Annotated in this window: 13 protein-coding genes; 6 read left to right on the top strand and 7 right to left on the bottom strand. The window is 73.1% G+C overall.

The window, feature by feature from the left end; translation table 11 throughout:
* Nucleotides 1-9 precede the first annotated feature (9 nt).
* Nucleotides 10-606: a peptide deformylase gene (def, locus tag ACFQQI_RS07760; protein ID WP_378560418.1), complete on the top strand. Its 597-nt coding sequence runs from the start codon at nt 10-12 to the stop codon at nt 604-606.
* 108 nt (nt 607-714) lie between these two features.
* Nucleotides 715-1,854, top strand: coding sequence for a magnesium and cobalt transport protein CorA (locus ACFQQI_RS07755; protein WP_378560415.1), 1,140 nt, complete (start codon nt 715-717; stop codon nt 1,852-1,854).
* A gap of 6 nt (nt 1,855-1,860) precedes the next feature.
* Here the strand turns inward: ACFQQI_RS07755 and ACFQQI_RS07750 are convergent, their stop codons facing one another.
* Nucleotides 1,861-2,664: a TrmH family RNA methyltransferase gene (locus ACFQQI_RS07750; protein ID WP_378560412.1), complete on the bottom strand. Its 804-nt coding sequence runs from the start codon at nt 2,662-2,664 to the stop codon at nt 1,861-1,863.
* On the bottom strand, nt 2,664-3,887 hold the full coding sequence (cobA, locus tag ACFQQI_RS07745; RefSeq protein WP_378560409.1) for a uroporphyrinogen-III C-methyltransferase: 1,224 nt from the start codon (nt 3,885-3,887) through the stop codon (nt 2,664-2,666). The genes ACFQQI_RS07750 and cobA overlap by 1 nt, the downstream gene beginning before the upstream one ends.
* A 95-nt stretch (nt 3,888-3,982) precedes the next feature.
* On the opposite strand from cobA, the gene ACFQQI_RS07740 reads away from it, so the two are divergent.
* On the top strand, nt 3,983-4,510 hold the full coding sequence (locus ACFQQI_RS07740; protein ID WP_378560406.1) for a YbhB/YbcL family Raf kinase inhibitor-like protein: 528 nt from the start codon (nt 3,983-3,985) through the stop codon (nt 4,508-4,510).
* A 127-nt stretch (nt 4,511-4,637) separates the two neighbouring features.
* Here the strand turns inward: ACFQQI_RS07740 and ACFQQI_RS07735 are convergent, their stop codons facing one another.
* Entirely contained in the window at nt 4,638-5,252 is a 615-nt protein-coding gene (locus ACFQQI_RS07735; protein WP_378560403.1) for an FMN reductase, read from the bottom strand.
* The gene (locus ACFQQI_RS07730) at nt 5,249-6,421 is read right to left on the bottom strand and encodes an LLM class flavin-dependent oxidoreductase (RefSeq protein WP_378560400.1); all 1,173 of its coding nucleotides are present in this window, start codon (nt 6,419-6,421) and stop codon (nt 5,249-5,251) included. Before ACFQQI_RS07730 ends, ACFQQI_RS07735 begins: the two co-directional genes overlap by 4 nt.
* Before the next feature lie 181 nt (nt 6,422-6,602).
* Between ACFQQI_RS07730 and ACFQQI_RS07725 the strand changes: the two genes are divergently transcribed.
* On the top strand, nt 6,603-7,349 hold the full coding sequence (locus ACFQQI_RS07725; RefSeq protein ID WP_378560397.1) for a hypothetical protein: 747 nt from the start codon (nt 6,603-6,605) through the stop codon (nt 7,347-7,349).
* 18 nt (nt 7,350-7,367) lie between these two features.
* Here ACFQQI_RS07725 and ACFQQI_RS07720 read toward each other — a convergent pair whose 3' ends face one another.
* From ACFQQI_RS07720 to ACFQQI_RS07710, 3 genes are read right to left on the bottom strand one after another with little or no spacing between them, the layout of a single operon-like run.
* Nucleotides 7,368-8,471: a PP2C family protein-serine/threonine phosphatase gene (locus tag ACFQQI_RS07720; protein WP_378560394.1), complete on the bottom strand. Its 1,104-nt coding sequence runs from the start codon at nt 8,469-8,471 to the stop codon at nt 7,368-7,370.
* Nucleotides 8,472-8,509: 38 nt separating this feature from the next.
* Complete coding sequence (locus ACFQQI_RS07715) at nt 8,510-11,227, bottom strand: LuxR C-terminal-related transcriptional regulator (protein WP_378560392.1); 2,718 nt, start codon at nt 11,225-11,227, stop codon at nt 8,510-8,512.
* Between the two features lie 44 nt (nt 11,228-11,271).
* The gene (locus ACFQQI_RS07710) at nt 11,272-11,556 is read right to left on the bottom strand and encodes a DUF4242 domain-containing protein (RefSeq protein WP_378560389.1); all 285 of its coding nucleotides are present in this window, start codon (nt 11,554-11,556) and stop codon (nt 11,272-11,274) included.
* A gap of 279 nt (nt 11,557-11,835) precedes the next feature.
* Here ACFQQI_RS07710 and ACFQQI_RS07705 point away from each other — a divergent pair, with 279 nt between their 5' ends.
* Together ACFQQI_RS07705 and ACFQQI_RS07700 are read left to right on the top strand one after the other, a co-directional pair.
* Nucleotides 11,836-12,873 carry a LacI family DNA-binding transcriptional regulator gene (locus tag ACFQQI_RS07705; RefSeq protein ID WP_378560386.1) on the top strand — a complete coding sequence of 346 codons (1,038 nt, stop codon included), beginning with the start codon at nt 11,836-11,838 and terminating at the stop codon, nt 12,871-12,873.
* 139 nt (nt 12,874-13,012) lie between these two features.
* Nucleotides 13,013-14,671, top strand: a complete 1,659-nt coding sequence (locus ACFQQI_RS07700) for a glycoside hydrolase family 13 protein (RefSeq protein WP_378560383.1) — start codon at nt 13,013-13,015, stop codon at nt 14,669-14,671.
* Nucleotides 14,672-14,739: the final 68 nt, after the last annotated feature.

Genomic DNA, 14,739 nt, shown 5'->3' with positions numbered 1-14,739 from the left:
CTCCTCCCCATGTCCACCGCCGCGTCCGACGAGCCGCTCGCCCCCCACGGTCCCCTGCCCGAGGGCGGCAGCGTCCGACCCATGACCCGGTGGGGAACGCCGGTGATGCACCGGCCCCAGCAGCCGGTCACGGCGTACGACGACACGCTGCGCAGCCTCGCGGCCGACATGGTCGCCACGATGTACGCCGCGGACGGCGTCGGTCTCGCGGCGTGCCAGATCGGCGAGGACGTGGCGATGTTCGTCTTCGACTGCCCCGACGAGAGCGGTCGCCGCACGATCGGCGTGGTGTGCAACCCGGTGCTGACGCTGCCCGAGGGCAGGGACCGCCACCTCGACGAGGCCGAGGAGGGCTGCCTGTCCCTCCCGGGAGCGTTCGTCGAGTGCGCGCGGCCGGACTTCGCGACCGTGACCGGCACCGATCTCGACGGCGAGCCCGTCACCTTCTCCGGCGACGGCCTGCTCGCCCGTTGCCTCCAGCACGAGACCGACCACACGCTGGGCACCGTCTTCGGCGACCGGCTGCCGACCAAGCTGCGCAAGAAGCTCCAGAAGGCGCACGACAAGACCGCCGACGACTACCCGCCCGAGTGGCCGGCGCAGTAGTAGCCTTCTCGTCGTCGGACGAGGCCCGGACCGGACGGAGGTGAGAGCCGTGCAAGGCGACAGTCACCACGCGCTCCGTCCCGTTCACGCACTCCCCGAGGTCGTCCCATGTCCGATCGCAGCTTCAAGCCGATCCGCTCGCTGACCGGCCGGGTCCGCCGCCCCGGCGCCCGCCGGCCGTCCGCGCCGCCGGGTGCCTCGCTCGCCATCGAGCGCATCGGCAACCGCGTCAGCGTCGTCGACAGCGCGATCTACGTCGGCGGCGACCGGGTCGACTCCCCGACGTCGCTGGCCGACACCTACCGGTCCCTGCGCGACCACGACGGCGCCGTCGCCTGGATCGGCCTCTACCGGCCCGACCAGCACGAGCTCGGCTCGCTGGCGGCCGAGTTCGACCTGCACGAGCTCGCGGTCGAGGACGCGATCAAGGCCCACCAGCGGCCGAAGCTGGAGCGCTACGACGACACGCTCTTCGTCGTGCTCCGCCCGGCGCACTACGACGACGCGCGCGAGGAGGTGCACTTCGGCGAGGTGCACCTCTTCGTCGGACCCGACTTCGTGATCAGCGTCCGGCACAGCGAGTCGCCGGACCTCGCCGCCGTACGCCGCCGGCTGGAGAGCAACCCCGACCTGCTCGCGCTCGGCCCGGAGGCGATCCTGTATGCGATCGTCGACCGGGTCGTCGACGGCTACCTGCCGGTGGTGGCGGGCCTCGAGAACGACATCGACGAGATCGAGACCGAGGTGTTCGGCAGCGACCCGCAGGTGTCGCGGCGCATCTACGAGCTGTCGCGCGAGGTCATCGAGTTCCAGCGCGCGACCCGACCCCTCGAGGTCGTGCTGGAGAGCCTCGCCGCCGGCTTCGACAAGTACGAGACCGACGAGGAGCTCCAGCGCTACCTGCGCGACGTCGAGGACCACCTCACGCGGGTCACCGAGCAGGTCGACGGCTTCCGGCAGCTGCTCCGCGACATCCTCACCGTGAACGCGACGCTGGTCGCGCAGCGGCAGAACGAGGAGATGCGCGCGCTGTCGGAGGCGAGCATCGAGCAGAACGACGACGTGAAGCGGATCTCCGCCTGGGCCGCGATCCTCTTCGCCCCGACCCTGGTCGGCACGGTCTACGGCATGAACTTCGACGACATGCCGGAGCTGCACTGGGGCCTGGGCTACCCCTTCGCGCTGGTGCTGATGGTGGTCGTCAGCGTGACGCTGTGGGCCGTGTTCAAGCTCCGTCGGTGGATCTGACCGGTCTCATCGCCGCGCTGTCACGTAGCAGGCGACGGCCGTGGCGGCGGCGACGTTGAGCGAGTCGATGCCGGCCGCCATGGGGATGATCGCCCGCCGGTCGGCGGACTGCTCCCAGCGGGGCGAGAGGCCGTGCCCCTCCGAGCCGAGGACCAGGGCGACCTTGTCGAGGCCGGCGACGGCGTCCTCGATGGGTACGACGTCGGGCGCGAGCGTCAGTGCGACCGTGGTGAAGCCGAGGGCAGACAGCGACGGCAGCGCGTCGTGCCAGTCGGGCAGGCGGGTCCACGGGGTCGAGAAGACCGCGCCCATCCCCACCTTGATCGAGCGGCGGTAGAGCGGGTCGGCGCAGCGCGGCGCGAGCAGCACCGCGTCGAAGCCGAGCGCGGCGCCGGAGCGGAAGATCGCACCCACGTTGGTGTGGTCGACGATGTCCTCGAGCACCAGCACGGACCGCGCGCCGTCCAGCACCGATGCGACCGGCGGCAGCGGCAGCCGCTCGAGCGACGCCAGGGCGCCGCGGTGGACGTGGAAGCCCGTCACGGACTCGATCAGTGCCTCGGACATGACGTAGCAGGGTGCGTCCGAGGACGACAGCTCGGGCGCGAGGCCGTCGACCCACCGCGGCGCCATCAGGAACGACCGGGGCCGGAAGCCGGCCTGGACCGCGCGGCGTACGACCTTCTCCCCCTCGGCCAGGAAGAGCCCGTGCTCGGCCTCGACGTGCTTGCGCAGCGACACGTCGCGCAGGTCGCGGTAGTCGGCGAGCCGGGGGTCGGCCGGGTCGGCGATCTCGACCAGGGTCGCCATCAGGCGAAGGCCTCCGGGTGGGCCAGTGCCACGACGGCGCCGACGACGATGATCGCCGGGGGCCGCACGCCTTCGGCCTCGAGCACGGACGCCAGGGTGCCGAGCGTCGCGAGCACGGTCCGCTCCCCCGGCATCGTGCCGTCACAGACGACCCCGACCGGGGTCTCCGAGGGGCGACCACCGGACACCAGGGCGGCGGCGATCGCGGGCGCGTTCTCGACCGCCATCATCAGCACGACGGTGCCGCTCATGGACGCGACGGAGGGCCAGTCCGTGAGCGACTCGGGGTGGCCGGGCGGCAGGTGGCCCGAGATCACCGTGAACTCGTGGGCGACGCCCCGGTGCGTCACCGGGATGCCCGCGACGGCAGGTACGGCGACCGGGCTGGTCAGCCCGGGGATCACGGTGACCGGCACGCCCGCCTCGCGGCAGGCGATGACCTCCTCGTAGCCGCGGCCGAAGACGAAGTTGTCGCCACCCTTGAAGCGCACGACGCGCTTGCCGGCGAGAGCGTGCTCGACGATGACCCGGTTGATCTCCTCCTGCTGCGCGCTGCGGCCGCGCGGCAGTTTCGCCACGTCGATCAGCTCGACATCGGCGGACAGGTCACCGAGCAGCTCGCGGGGCGCGAGCCGGTCCGCGACGACGACGTCGGCGTCCATCAGCGCCTTGCGGCCGGCGATGCTGATCAGCTCCGGGTCACCCGGGCCGCCTCCGACGAGCACGACGCCCGGCGTACGCTCCCGCTGCTTGCGGGCCGCGATCGTCCCCTCCCGCATCTGCTCGACGACCTCGTCGCGGATCCGCGCCGAGCGCTGCGGCTCGCGGTTGGAGAGCACGGCGACCGTGACGCCGTCGTGCCGTCCGGTGGCCGGGGTCCACGCCGTCGCGCGGGTGCCGTCGTCGGAGCGCACGCAGAACACCCGTCGCTCCTCCGCCGCCGCCGAGACGGCCTCGTTCACGTCGTGGTCGTCGGTGGCCGCGATGCAGTACCACGTGTCGTCGAGGTCCGTGGCCTCGAACCCGCGTGCGTGCCAGGTCACCTCGCCGCCGCCGGCGAGGCCCTCGATCGCCGGGGTGACCTCCGGCGACACCACGTGCACGTCGGCCCCGGCAGCGATCAGCGCCGGCACCCGCCGCTGGGCCACGTGGCCGCCGCCCGCCACGACGACGCGTCGGTCGGCGAGGCGCAGGCCGGAGGGGTACGTCGCGAAGTCGTCCACCCGCACATCATCCCGTGTGGGCCCGGCCGGCACTGGGCACGGGTTCGCCGACCGGACTAGGTTCGGTCCGACAGCCTCGATGCGATAGGAGCACCATGAGCCTCGACCGCCCGGTGAGCCCGAACCCGTACGACCTGCTCCCCGCCGTACCGTCCTTCACGGTGACCAGCGCCGACGTCACCGACGGCCAGCCGCTGAAGGACGACCAGGTGGCCGCCGAGGGCAACACCTCCCCGCAGCTGTCGTGGGAGGGCGCTCCGGCGGACACGAAGAGCTACACCGTCACCTGCTTCGATCCCGACGCCCCGACCCCGAGCGGCTTCTGGCACTGGGTGCTCGTCGACCTCCCCGCCGACGTCACGTCGCTGGACGTCGGCGCGGGCGCCGAGGGCGCCGACCTGCCGGGCAACGCGTTCATGTGCCGCAACGACGGCGGCGCGAAGGGCTTCATGGGCGCGGCGCCGCCGCAGGGCGACCAGGTGCACCGGTACTTCTTCGTGGTGCACGCCGTGAAGGAGGACTCGCTCGGCGTCGACTCCGACGCCTCGCCCGCGGTCGTCTCCTTCAACCTGGCGTTCAAGACCGCCGCCCGCGCGATCGTCCACGGGACGTACCGGCATTGAGCGAGGACGCGCCAGCGGACTCGCTGTTGGTGGTCGTTTCGACAGGCTCAACGCAGGAGCAAGCGGCGCGACTGAGCTTGCGAAGTCGCGACCCGCGTGTCGAGACCCGGTGGGGTCCTCGACCACGTCAGCCCTGCGACGCCCTCCGCAGCAGCTCCTCGAACGGCGTGGGCTCGGCGAGCTCGTCATCGACCGTGCGCCGCTTCGTCGCGGCGTCGACCCGCTTGACCTTGCCCATCAGCGTGGCGAGCTCACCGGCGGCCCGGTTGATGCGCGCGTCGAGGTCGGTGCCGGCGAAGTCGTCGGTCGCTGCGAAGACGCCGGTCGGCACGACGATCGCGTGCAGGTAGGCGAAGAGCGGGCGCAGCGCGTGCTCGAGCACCAGCGAGTGCCGGGCGGTTCCGGCCGTGGCCGCGACCAGGACCGGCGTGCCGTCGAGCGACCCGGCCTCCAGGACGTCGAAGAACGTCTTGAAGAGGCCGGAGTACGACGCGGAGAAGACGGGCGTCACGACGATGATCCCGTCGGCCGCGGCGACCGCCGCCTCGGCCGCCGCCAGCTCCGGGGCAGGGAAGCCCGTCAGGAGCTGGTCGGTCAGCTGGTGGGCCAGGTCGCGCAGCTCGACGTGGGTGACCTCGACGTCCTCGAGCGCGTCCACCGTCGCGGCGGTGAGCCGGTCGGCGAGCAGCTTGGTCGACGACGGGTTCGAGAGCCCCGCAGAGACGACGACGAGCGACGTCATGCCGTCACCTCCTCAGCCTGCTCCGTGATGTCCGGGGCGTCCTCGGCCCGGTGGCCGGTCGCGCTGTCCGCCTCGGCGTACACCGTCGAGTCCTTGGCACCGCCAGCGGCGGCGACGAGCGAGGCGTGGGTCGGGGCGTCCGGCACGTTGGCCGGGCGGCCCTCCGCCATGCCCTTGCGCAGCTCGGGGAGGATCTCGCCGAGCAGGTCGAGCTGCTCGAGGACCGTCTTGAGCGGCAGGCCGGCGTGGTCGACCAGGAAGAGCTGGCGCTGGTAGTGGCCGACGTAGTCGCGGAAGCCGAGCGTGCGCTCCAGCACCTGCTGGGGCGAGCCGACGGTCAGCGGCGTGGCCTCCGTGAAGTCCTCCAGCGACGGGCCGTGCCCGTAGACCGGGGCGTTGTCGAAGTACGGGCGGAACTCGTTCACCGCGTCCTGGCTGTCCTTCCGCATGAAGAACTGCCCACCCAGGCCGACGATCGCCTCGTCGTACGCGCCGTGGCCGTAGTGCTCGAACCGGCGGCGGTAGAGGTCGACCATCTGCTGGGTGTGGCCGGCCGGCCAGAAGATGTGGTTGTGGAAGAAGCCGTCGCCGTAGTACGCCGCCTGCTCGGCGATCTCGGGGCTGCGGATCGAGCCGTGCCACACGAACGGCGCGACGCCGTCGAGCGGCCGCGGAGTCGAGGTGTAGCCCTGGAGCGGCGTGCGGAAGCGGCCCTCCCAGTTGACGACGTCCTCGCTCCAGAGCCGGCGCAGCAGCGCGTAGTTCTCGATCGCGAGGTTGATGCCCTGCCGGATGTCCTTGCCGAACCACGGGTAGACCGGGCCGGTGTTGCCGCGGCCCATCATCAGGTCGACGCGGCCGTCCGTCAGGTGCTGGATCTTCGCGTAGTCCTCCGCGATCAGCACCGGGTCGGTGGTGGTGATCAGCGTAGTCGCGGTCGAGAGGATGATGTTCTCGGTCTTGGCGCCGATGTAGGCGAGCGTCGCGGTCGGGTTGGACGCGATGAACGGCGGGTTGTGGTGCTCACCGGTCGCGAACACGTCGAGGCCGATGTCCTCGGCCTTCTTCGCGATCTCGATCGTGGCCTTGATCCGCTCGTGCTCCGTCGGCGTCCGCCCCGTCGTGGGGTCCGCCGTCACGTCTCCGACGGTGAAGATGCCGAACTGCATGGCCACTCATCTCCCTGATCTGGTTGTTGAAATCCGAATCACCCGCCCTAACTGATGATCGGGTCCGACTATTCCGCCTCGCCGGCCGGCTCCGGGGTCGGGACCGTGGCCGCATCGGGCCATCAGTATCTGGCCGGGAGCGGCGATGTGGACACCTCACTCGGAGCGGTGGACTCGTGCCATGACATCCGCACCTGCAGTCCCCGTCCACGTCACCGTCGACGGCCGCTGGAACGGACCCGTGGGCTTCGGCAACGGCGGCTTCTCGGCCGGCGTCCTCGCCGGCCTGCTGTCCGGCCCCGCGGTCGTCTCCCTGCGCAGCCTGGTCCCCCTCGACACGCCGCTCGAAGCCCTCCCCGATGCGGACGGCTCGGTCGTCGTGCGGCACGGCGACGCCGTGGTAGCGACGGTGGCGCCGGGCGAGAGGTTCGTCGAGGAGCCGCCGCTGCGCCCGTCGTACGGCGAGGCCGTCCGCGCCCGCGAGCGGCACCCGTGGCGGCACGTGCGGCACGCGCTGTCCGACTGCGTGGTCTGCGGACCCGAGCGTCGCGACGGCCTCGGCGTGACGCCCGGTCCCCTCGACAACCACCCGGCGGTGTTCGCGGCGCCGTACCTCCCGGTCGCCGAGCACGGCGCCGAGCACGGGCTGGCGACCGCCCCGCAGGTCTGGGGCGCCCTCGACTGCGTGTCCTACCCGTCGGCGCTGCAGGGGACCTCCCGGATGGCGCTGCTCGGCTGGCTGTCGGTGCACCGGATCGACGACGTGCGGATCGACGCGAGGTACGTCGCGGTCGGGTGGACCCGGCGCACGGGGCGCCGCTCCCACCACACGGCGAGCGCGCTGCTCGACGACCGCGGCCGGATCGTGGCGAGCGCCCGCGCCGTCTGGATCGAGCTCACCGACGAGCAGCGCCACGCCCTCCCCTGAGCTTCCAGTGGTTGACCGTCACTGGCGCGTGAGGATCAGCACCGCCCGGTCGTCGTCGCCGCGCGGGACCTGCCGCACGATCCGCCGGGCCGCTCCCCCGAAGCCCGCGGCGACGGCGTCCCGCGCGGCGGCGCGCAGCCACTCGATGCCGTCGTCGAGCGCGGTGGTCCGCGACTCGACGACGCCGTCCGTGTAGAACAGCAGCGCGTCGCCGGGGTCCAGCACGCCCGTGGAGCTGTGCATCTCCGGGCGGCGGGTGACGCCGAGCGCGGTGCCCCGGGAGTTGTCCACCTCCCACTCCCGCGTCCCGTGCGACCACCGAAGGGCGGGCGGGTGTCCCGCGCTGGTGATCGAGTAGGCGCCGGTCTCGAGGTCGACGATCACGTGCACCGCGGTGGCGATCGACTCGTCCGAGAGCTGCCGCAGCAGGAACCCGTTGGCCGCCTCGAGGAGCGCCTGCGGCGGCAGCGCCCCGATCAGGCCGCCGAGTGCGCCGGCGAACTGCAGTGCCTGGGTGGCGGCATCCACGCCCTTGCCGCAGACGTCGACGAGGATCATCTCGAGGTGCCGACCGTGGTCGTCGAGGTCGGCGACGAGGAAGTCCCCGGCGTACCCCGCGCCGTGAGCGGCGAGCATCGCCGACTGCGACTCCCAGCCGGGCGGCAGGGGCGGCACCTTGCCCTGTGCCTGGAGCCGGTCCCGGAGGTCGGCCAGCATCGCCTCGCCGAGCCCGCCGGGCAGCCCGCTGCGCTTCCTGCTCGACTGGTAGAGGAGCAGCAGCACGCCCAGCACCAACGAGATCGCGGCGCTGGTTCGCACCCCGGTGACGGGCCCCGCCTCGACCACGGCGACGAGTGCGGCGGCGAGGGTCACGACGCAGAGCACCAGCAGCTGCCGGAAGCGCAGCAGGATCGCGCCGAGCAGCAGCCACACGAAGTAGGCCGTGAGCGGCATCAGCTCGTAGCGGCTCAGCGAGACCACGAGGGAGAGGCCGACCCCGACGAGCAGCGCGCCGAGCGCCCACGCCTGGCCGCCGGAGCTCCCGGCGCGCCACGCGGCGACCCGGCCGGTCACGAACCCGGCGCGTCCCTTCGACCGATCAGTCGTCGGGGTCGTGGCCACGAGGTGAACCTATCCGCAGCGAGCTGCCTGCGGGACGCTCACGCGCCGCCGATTCCGACCCGCCCGGCCAGCGCCGCCGCCTCCGCCCGGTTGGTCACATCGAGCTTGGTGAGGATGCTCGACACGTGGTGCTCGGCGGTCTTGCGGCTGATGAAGAGCGCCGCGGCGATCTCGGGGTTGCTGCGACCGGCGGCGACCAGGGCCAGCACCTCGCGCTCCCGGGCGCTGAGGGCGGCGAGAACCGCGGGCACGTCCGCCTCGGCGGCCGATGGTCCGGCGAGGGCACGCGTGCGATCGGCCTGGAAGGGGCAGCCGAGCGCCTCGAACCGTTCGGCGATCGACGCGAAGCCGTCCGTCACACCACGCGCCAGCGCGGCGGCCCGGCCGATCATCAGCTCCGCGATCCCGTTGCCGCGGGCGGCGCGAGTGGCCCGAGCCAGCCGGTCCTCGAGGTCGGGTGCGTCCGTCAGGACGCCGGCCTCGGCCCACAGGGCGGCGTACCACGCCAGCCAGAGGTGCTGGTGCCAGCACTGCCCGGGCGGCAGGACGTCGGGTGGGAAGGTCAGGCGGGCCAGGGCGTGATCGGGCCGGCCGCGGTGCAGCAGGTGGACGGCATCGAGGACCGCCGGCCAGACGAGGTCGGGGTCGTCGCAGGCGCGCGGGTCCCGCGACAGCTCGCGCGTCAGCGCCACCCACTCCTCGCGCCCGGCGTCGTCGCCGAGCACGCCGAGCACCATCGCGATGGCGTACGCCGACGGCGCGAAGTTGTTCACGACCGGTCGGCCCGCACGCTCCCAGGTGGTGCGGAACGCCACGGCGTCGACCAGCACGTCCTCGAACCGGCCCGCCAGCGCCTTGAGCTCGAGCTTCCGGGCCAGGCCGATCTGCGGCTCCTCGCGGAGGAACGGCAGGGCGGCGAGGTTGTCGGCGTGCGCGAGCCCCTCGCGGAGCAGCCCGGACGCCAGGCAGACGTGCGCCCCCATGAGGCTGGCGTCCGCATGGTCCATGCCGCTGACCGCGTCGACCGGCACGCTCGCGAGCCCGGCGAAGCGGGTGACGACCGCGTCGTACGCCGGTTCGAGGTCACCGGCCTCGAGGTGCGCCGCGCAGAGCTGGTCGAGGGCGTTGTCCAGCAGCAACGGGTCGTCCACGGAGCGCGCCACGTCGACGGCGTGCAGGGAGTCGGCAACGACGCGGGGCCGGTCGCCGCGCGCGGCCTCGGCCACGACGATCGCCGCCTCCACGTCCGGGGCGCCGGCGCCGAGCTCCCGCGCCCGGGCGAGCAGGGCGTCGGTCTCGAGACCGTCCGCCGGCCGGTTCATCGTGCCTTCGTGTCGGTGCCACCACGTCGCGACGTGACAGAGGTACAGCCCGGCGGCGACGTCGTCACCGCCCTCCACGGCCGCAGTTGCCGCGCGCTCGCACAGCTCGACGGCCTCACTGCCCACGTACCTGGCGAGCGCGGCCCGCGCCGCCCGGAAGAGTGCCTCGTGCCGCTGGGCGGGCGAGTCGGTGAGCTCGGCGACCTGGACGAAGCGCTGCTGGGCCTCTCCGGGGCGACCGCGTTCGAAGACCGCGGTCGCCAGCAGGTCGGCGATCTCCGGCGACGCCGCCCATCCCAGGGCCGCGCGGGCGTCGTCGACGACGAGGTCCAGCTCCGCGCACCACGTGGCGTCGCCGGGGATGCGGCCCACCAGGTCGCGCAGCCGCGCCCGGCACCAGTCGAGGTGCCGGGCACGGATCGCGTCGACCTCGCCGAGCTCGGCCGACCGCTCGACGGCGTACTGGCGGATGGTCTCGAGCATCCGGTACCTCGTCGGGTACCTCGGCCGCAGGCTCAGCAGGTTCCAGTCGACGAGCAGGGCGAGCACGTCGAGCAGTCCGGCCGCGGATCGGCCGGCCACGCGCTCCGCGGCGGCCAGGTCGAACGGCGCCGCGAACACCGCCGTCGCACGGAGGACCGCCTGCTCGTCCTCGTCGAGCAGGTGGTAGCTCCAGTCGACCGCGGCCCGCAGGGATCCGTGCCGGTCGTCGGTCGGGTGCCCGTAGCTGAGGACGTCGTGGCCCCGGCGCAGGGCAAGACCGAGACCGTCGAGCCCGAAGCTGGGCGCGCGCGCCGCGGCGAGCTCGATCGCGAGCGCCATCCCGTCGAGCAGCCGGCAGATGGTGCGCACGGTCTCGACGTCCTCGCCGGTCAGCGACCCGGTGCCCCCGCTGGCCGCCATCCGCGCCTCGAAGAGGGCCACGGCGTCGCCGTCGTCGACGGACATCCCGGGTACGGCGAACACCGTCTCGCCGGCCAGGAGCAGCCGGATCCTGCTCGTGGCGAGGATCCGCAGCTCCGGACACGCGCCGAGCAGGTCGGTGACCGCGGTCCGCACGCCGCCGAGCAGGTGCTCGCAGTTGTCGAGGACGATGAGCACCCGTCGGTGCCGGAGCGTCGCCGTCAGCACCTCCAGACGCGTGGCGCGGGCGCGCTCGGGCACCCCGACGGCGTCGGCGATCGCGGCGACCACCATGTCGCCGTCGGTCACCGTCACCAGGTCCACGAAGGCGACGCCCTCACTGAGCTCGACCGCCAGGTCCTCGGCGACCGCCAGGCACAGGCGGGTCTTGCCGACGCCGCCGGGCCCGGTAGCGGTCACGAGACGGTGCGCACGGACCACCTCGGCGAGTGCGGCGCGCTCGGAGGACCTGCCGATGAACGGTGTGAGAGCGCTCGGCAGGGCGGCCAGCTCCAGCGCGTCCGCGCCCATGGCGTGGATTGTGACACGGCGCGGACGCGCTGGCTCTGGCCCGATCAGACCCCTTCGCGAGCGGCTGAGTGTGGGCCGAACTCGTTGGCGACCACCGACACCGTGTTGGCCGGGAAGCCTCCGCGTCGGGCGTGCTCGAGGACGGCCTCGGCGTCGTCCGCCTCGTGGAGGCAGTAGATCTTGTCCCCCGCGACGTAGCTGGTGACCCACGTGTAGGGCACCCCGAGCGACTCGACGACCTCGTTCGACGCCTGGGCGATGTCGGCCAGCTCGGCGGGGCTGAGCGCGCCGGCGCCCGGGATCTCCCGCTCGATCAGGAACCTCTGCATGGCACTTCCTCCTGGTGTGAGCCGCCGGCCTCGTGCCGACGGCCCGTTCAGGGTTCGGTACGGGCGGGGCCACCCACAGCGGGCATCTGCCCCATTCGCTCCCCCATTCGCTCCCCCGGTCACGGTGGCCGGTCTGGCCCGGTGCCCGGCGGGAGGACACATTTCGATAACGGGCGCCGCGAGGTCGTGCGGGATCTTGCGACGCTTCCAGCAGATGGCTGTCCAGTTCTTGCAGCGTCCAGCCCGCACTTGCAGCCGAAAGCGGCTACCGTCGGCGGCATGACGAGACGACTGGCCGAGGTGGCGGCGCGCGCCGGCGTCAGCGAGGCGACCGTGAGCCGGGTCCTCAACAGCAAGCCCGGGGTCTCCGACGCGACCCGGGAGACGGTCCTCACGGCGCTCGACGTGCTCGGCTACGAGCGCCCGACCAAGCTCCGCGGCGAGCGCGCCCGGCTCGTCGGCCTGGTGCTGCCCGAGCTGCAAAACCCGATCTTCCCCGCGCTGGCGGAGGTGGTCGGGTCGCTGCTCGCCCAGCACGGCCTGACGCCGGTGCTCTGCACCCAGATCAACGAGGCGGGCGCGGAGGCGGCGTACGTCGACATGCTGCTCGACCAGCAGCAGGTCGCCGGCATCATCTTCGCGGGCGGGCTCTACAGCCAGGCCGAGGCCGACCACGAGCACTACCGCCGCCTGGCGCGGCGCAAGCTGCCGGTCGTCCTGCTCAACGCCGGCATCGACGACATCCCCTTCCCGCGCATCGTGTGCGACGACGCGAGCGCGGTGGAGCAGGCCCTCGAGCACCTGCGCTCGCTCGGTCATGAGCGCATCGGGTTCGTCCTCGGTCCGCGCGACCACCAGCCCTCGGTCCGCAAGCTCGAGGCGGCCCGCGCAGCCCTCGCGGCCGACGGCGCACCGCTCGCCGACGACCTGGTCGCCCACACCCAGTTCGCGCTCCAGAGCGGTCAGGCCGCGGCCACGAGGCTGATCGGCCGCGGCGCTACCGCGCTCGTCTGCGCCAGCGACCCGCTCGCCCTCGGCGCGATCAAGGCCGTGCGGCGGGCCGGCCTCCGGGTCCCCGAGGACGTGTCCGTCATCGGGTACGACGACTCGGCCTTCATGTCGGCCGTCGAGCCGCCGCTGACCACCGTCCGGCAGCCGATCGAGGCGATGGGCCGCGCGGCCGTGACCGCGCTGCTGGCGCAGCTCCGCGGCGAGGAGCCCACCGGCGACGAGCTGCTGTTCGAGCCGGAGCTGGTGGTGCGGAGGTCCACCCGGCCCGCAAGCGCGGCGTCGTCGCTTGCAGGATCTGGAAGGTAATTACGTCCTGTCGAGTTCTTGCAGCGACCTGCAAGCCCTCCTAGCGTTCCGGCCGTCGTCCCGTCCGTGACGACCGCCACAGCCGGCCGGACCCGCCGGTGCCGTGGTGCACCGACCGGGAAAGCCGAGGCCGCTGCGCGTGACCACCCCCGACCTGACCGACCCCGACGCCGCCGGCCGCGACTGGTGGCGCGGAGCCGCCATCTACCAGGTCTATCCCCGCAGCTTCGCCGACGCGAACGGCGACGGGACCGGTGACCTCGCGGGCGTCCGGACCCGGCTCTCCTACCTGGCCGGTCTCGGCGTCGACGCCCTCTGGTTCACCCCGTGGTACCCGTCCCCGATGGCCGACGGCGGGTACGACGTCGCCGACTACCGCGCCATCGACCCGCTCTTCGGCGACCTCGCCGAGGCGGAGGCCCTGATCAGCGACGCCGCCGCCGTCGGCATCCGCACGATCATCGACGTCGTCCCCAACCACGTCTCCGACCAGCACACGTGGTTCCGCGCCGCGCTCGACGCCGGGCCGGGAGCGCCGGAGCGCGAGAGGTTCTGGTTCCGCGACGGACGCGGCGAGCACGGGGAGCTGCCGCCCAACGGCTGGACCTCGGAGTTCGGCGGCCCCGCGTGGTCGCGGGTCGTCAGGGCCGACGGCGTACCCGAGCAGTGGTACCTCCACCTGTTCGCGCCCGGTCAGCCGGACCTCAACTGGGGCCACCCGGACGTCGTCATCGAGCACGAGGAGATCCTGCGCTTCTGGTTCGACCGAGGCGTCGCCGGCATCCGCATCGACTCCGCCGCCCTGGTCGCCAAGGACGAGCGGCTCCCCGAGGTGCCCGGCACCCCGCACCACGGCGAGCACCCGTACGTCGACCGCGAGGACCTCCAGGGCATCTACCGGTCCTGGCGCCGCATCGCGGAGACCTACGGCCCCGACCGGGTGCTGATCGGCGAGATCTGGCTGCCCGACGCCGAGCGGTTCGCCCGCTACCTGCGCCCGGACGTCCTGCACTCGGCGTTCAACTTCGACTTCATGGCCTCGCCCTGGGACGCCAAGGCGCTGCGCGTCTCCATCGAGCAGACGCTCGACGTCCACGACCGCGTGGGCGCCCCGGCCACCTGGGTGCTCTCGAACCACGACGTCACGCGGCCGGTGACGCGGTACGGCCGCGAGGACACCGCGTTCGCCTTCGAGACCAAGCGGTTCGGCACGCCGACCGACCTCGAGCTCGGCACCCGGCGGGCCCGTGCGGCCGCGCTGCTCGCGATGGCGCTGCCCGGGGCGTTCTACCTGTACCAGGGCGAGGAGCTCGGCCTCCCCGAGGCCGACATCCCGCCCGACCGCGTCGAGGACCCGATGCACGCGCGCTCGGGAGGCGTCGACCCCGGCCGGGACGGCTGTCGCGTGCCGTTCCCGTGGTCGGGCACGGAGCCGCCGTACGGCTTCAGCCCGCGGCTCGTCGGCACCTGGTTGCCCCAGCCCGCCGGCTGGGGCAACCGGACCGCGGCAGCCCAGGCCGGCGACCTCGGCTCGATGCTGGCGCTCTACCGGGCCGCCCTGCGGCTGCGCCGGGACCGGCCCGAGCTCGGCTCGGGCGACGGCGGCGGTCGGTTCGCCTGGCTCGACCTCGGCCCGGACGTGATCGCGTTCGGCCGCGGCGAGCGCTTCGTCTCCGTCACCGCGTTCTCGGGCGGCCCGGTCGACCTGCCGCGCCATGCGCAGGTCCTGCTGAGCAGCGCACCGCTGGAAGGAGGACGGCTCCCGGCCGACGCCACGGCCTGGCTGGACCTCGGCTGACCAGCCCGCACCACCCGCATCACCACATCCACCCCGCTCGGCCCGGAGACCCGGGTCGTCCACCAAGG

This window comes from Nocardioides sp. GCM10030259 (assembly GCF_042666375.1).
Lineage (GTDB): Bacteria > Actinomycetota > Actinomycetes > Propionibacteriales > Nocardioidaceae > Nocardioides.
Note: the sequence above shows the minus strand (reverse complement) of the source record. Positions and strands in the feature narration are given on the sequence as shown.

Coding starts and splice junctions, on each gene's coding strand:
- ACFQQI_RS07740 (WP_378560406.1), top strand. CDS start 3,983: ATGAGCCTCGACCGCCCGGTGAGCCCGAACCCGTACGACCTGCTCCCC.
- ACFQQI_RS07715 (WP_378560392.1), bottom strand. CDS start 11,227: ATGGGCGCGGACGCGCTGGAGCTGGCCGCCCTGCCGAGCGCTCTCACA.
- ACFQQI_RS07705 (WP_378560386.1), top strand. CDS start 11,836: ATGACGAGACGACTGGCCGAGGTGGCGGCGCGCGCCGGCGTCAGCGAG.
- ACFQQI_RS07735 (WP_378560403.1), bottom strand. CDS start 5,252: ATGACGTCGCTCGTCGTCGTCTCTGCGGGGCTCTCGAACCCGTCGTCG.
- ACFQQI_RS07755 (WP_378560415.1), top strand. CDS start 715: ATGTCCGATCGCAGCTTCAAGCCGATCCGCTCGCTGACCGGCCGGGTC.
- def (WP_378560418.1), top strand. CDS start 10: ATGTCCACCGCCGCGTCCGACGAGCCGCTCGCCCCCCACGGTCCCCTG.
- ACFQQI_RS07710 (WP_378560389.1), bottom strand. CDS start 11,556: ATGCAGAGGTTCCTGATCGAGCGGGAGATCCCGGGCGCCGGCGCGCTC.
- ACFQQI_RS07750 (WP_378560412.1), bottom strand. CDS start 2,664: ATGGCGACCCTGGTCGAGATCGCCGACCCGGCCGACCCCCGGCTCGCC.
- ACFQQI_RS07730 (WP_378560400.1), bottom strand. CDS start 6,421: ATGCAGTTCGGCATCTTCACCGTCGGAGACGTGACGGCGGACCCCACG.
- ACFQQI_RS07725 (WP_378560397.1), top strand. CDS start 6,603: ATGACATCCGCACCTGCAGTCCCCGTCCACGTCACCGTCGACGGCCGC.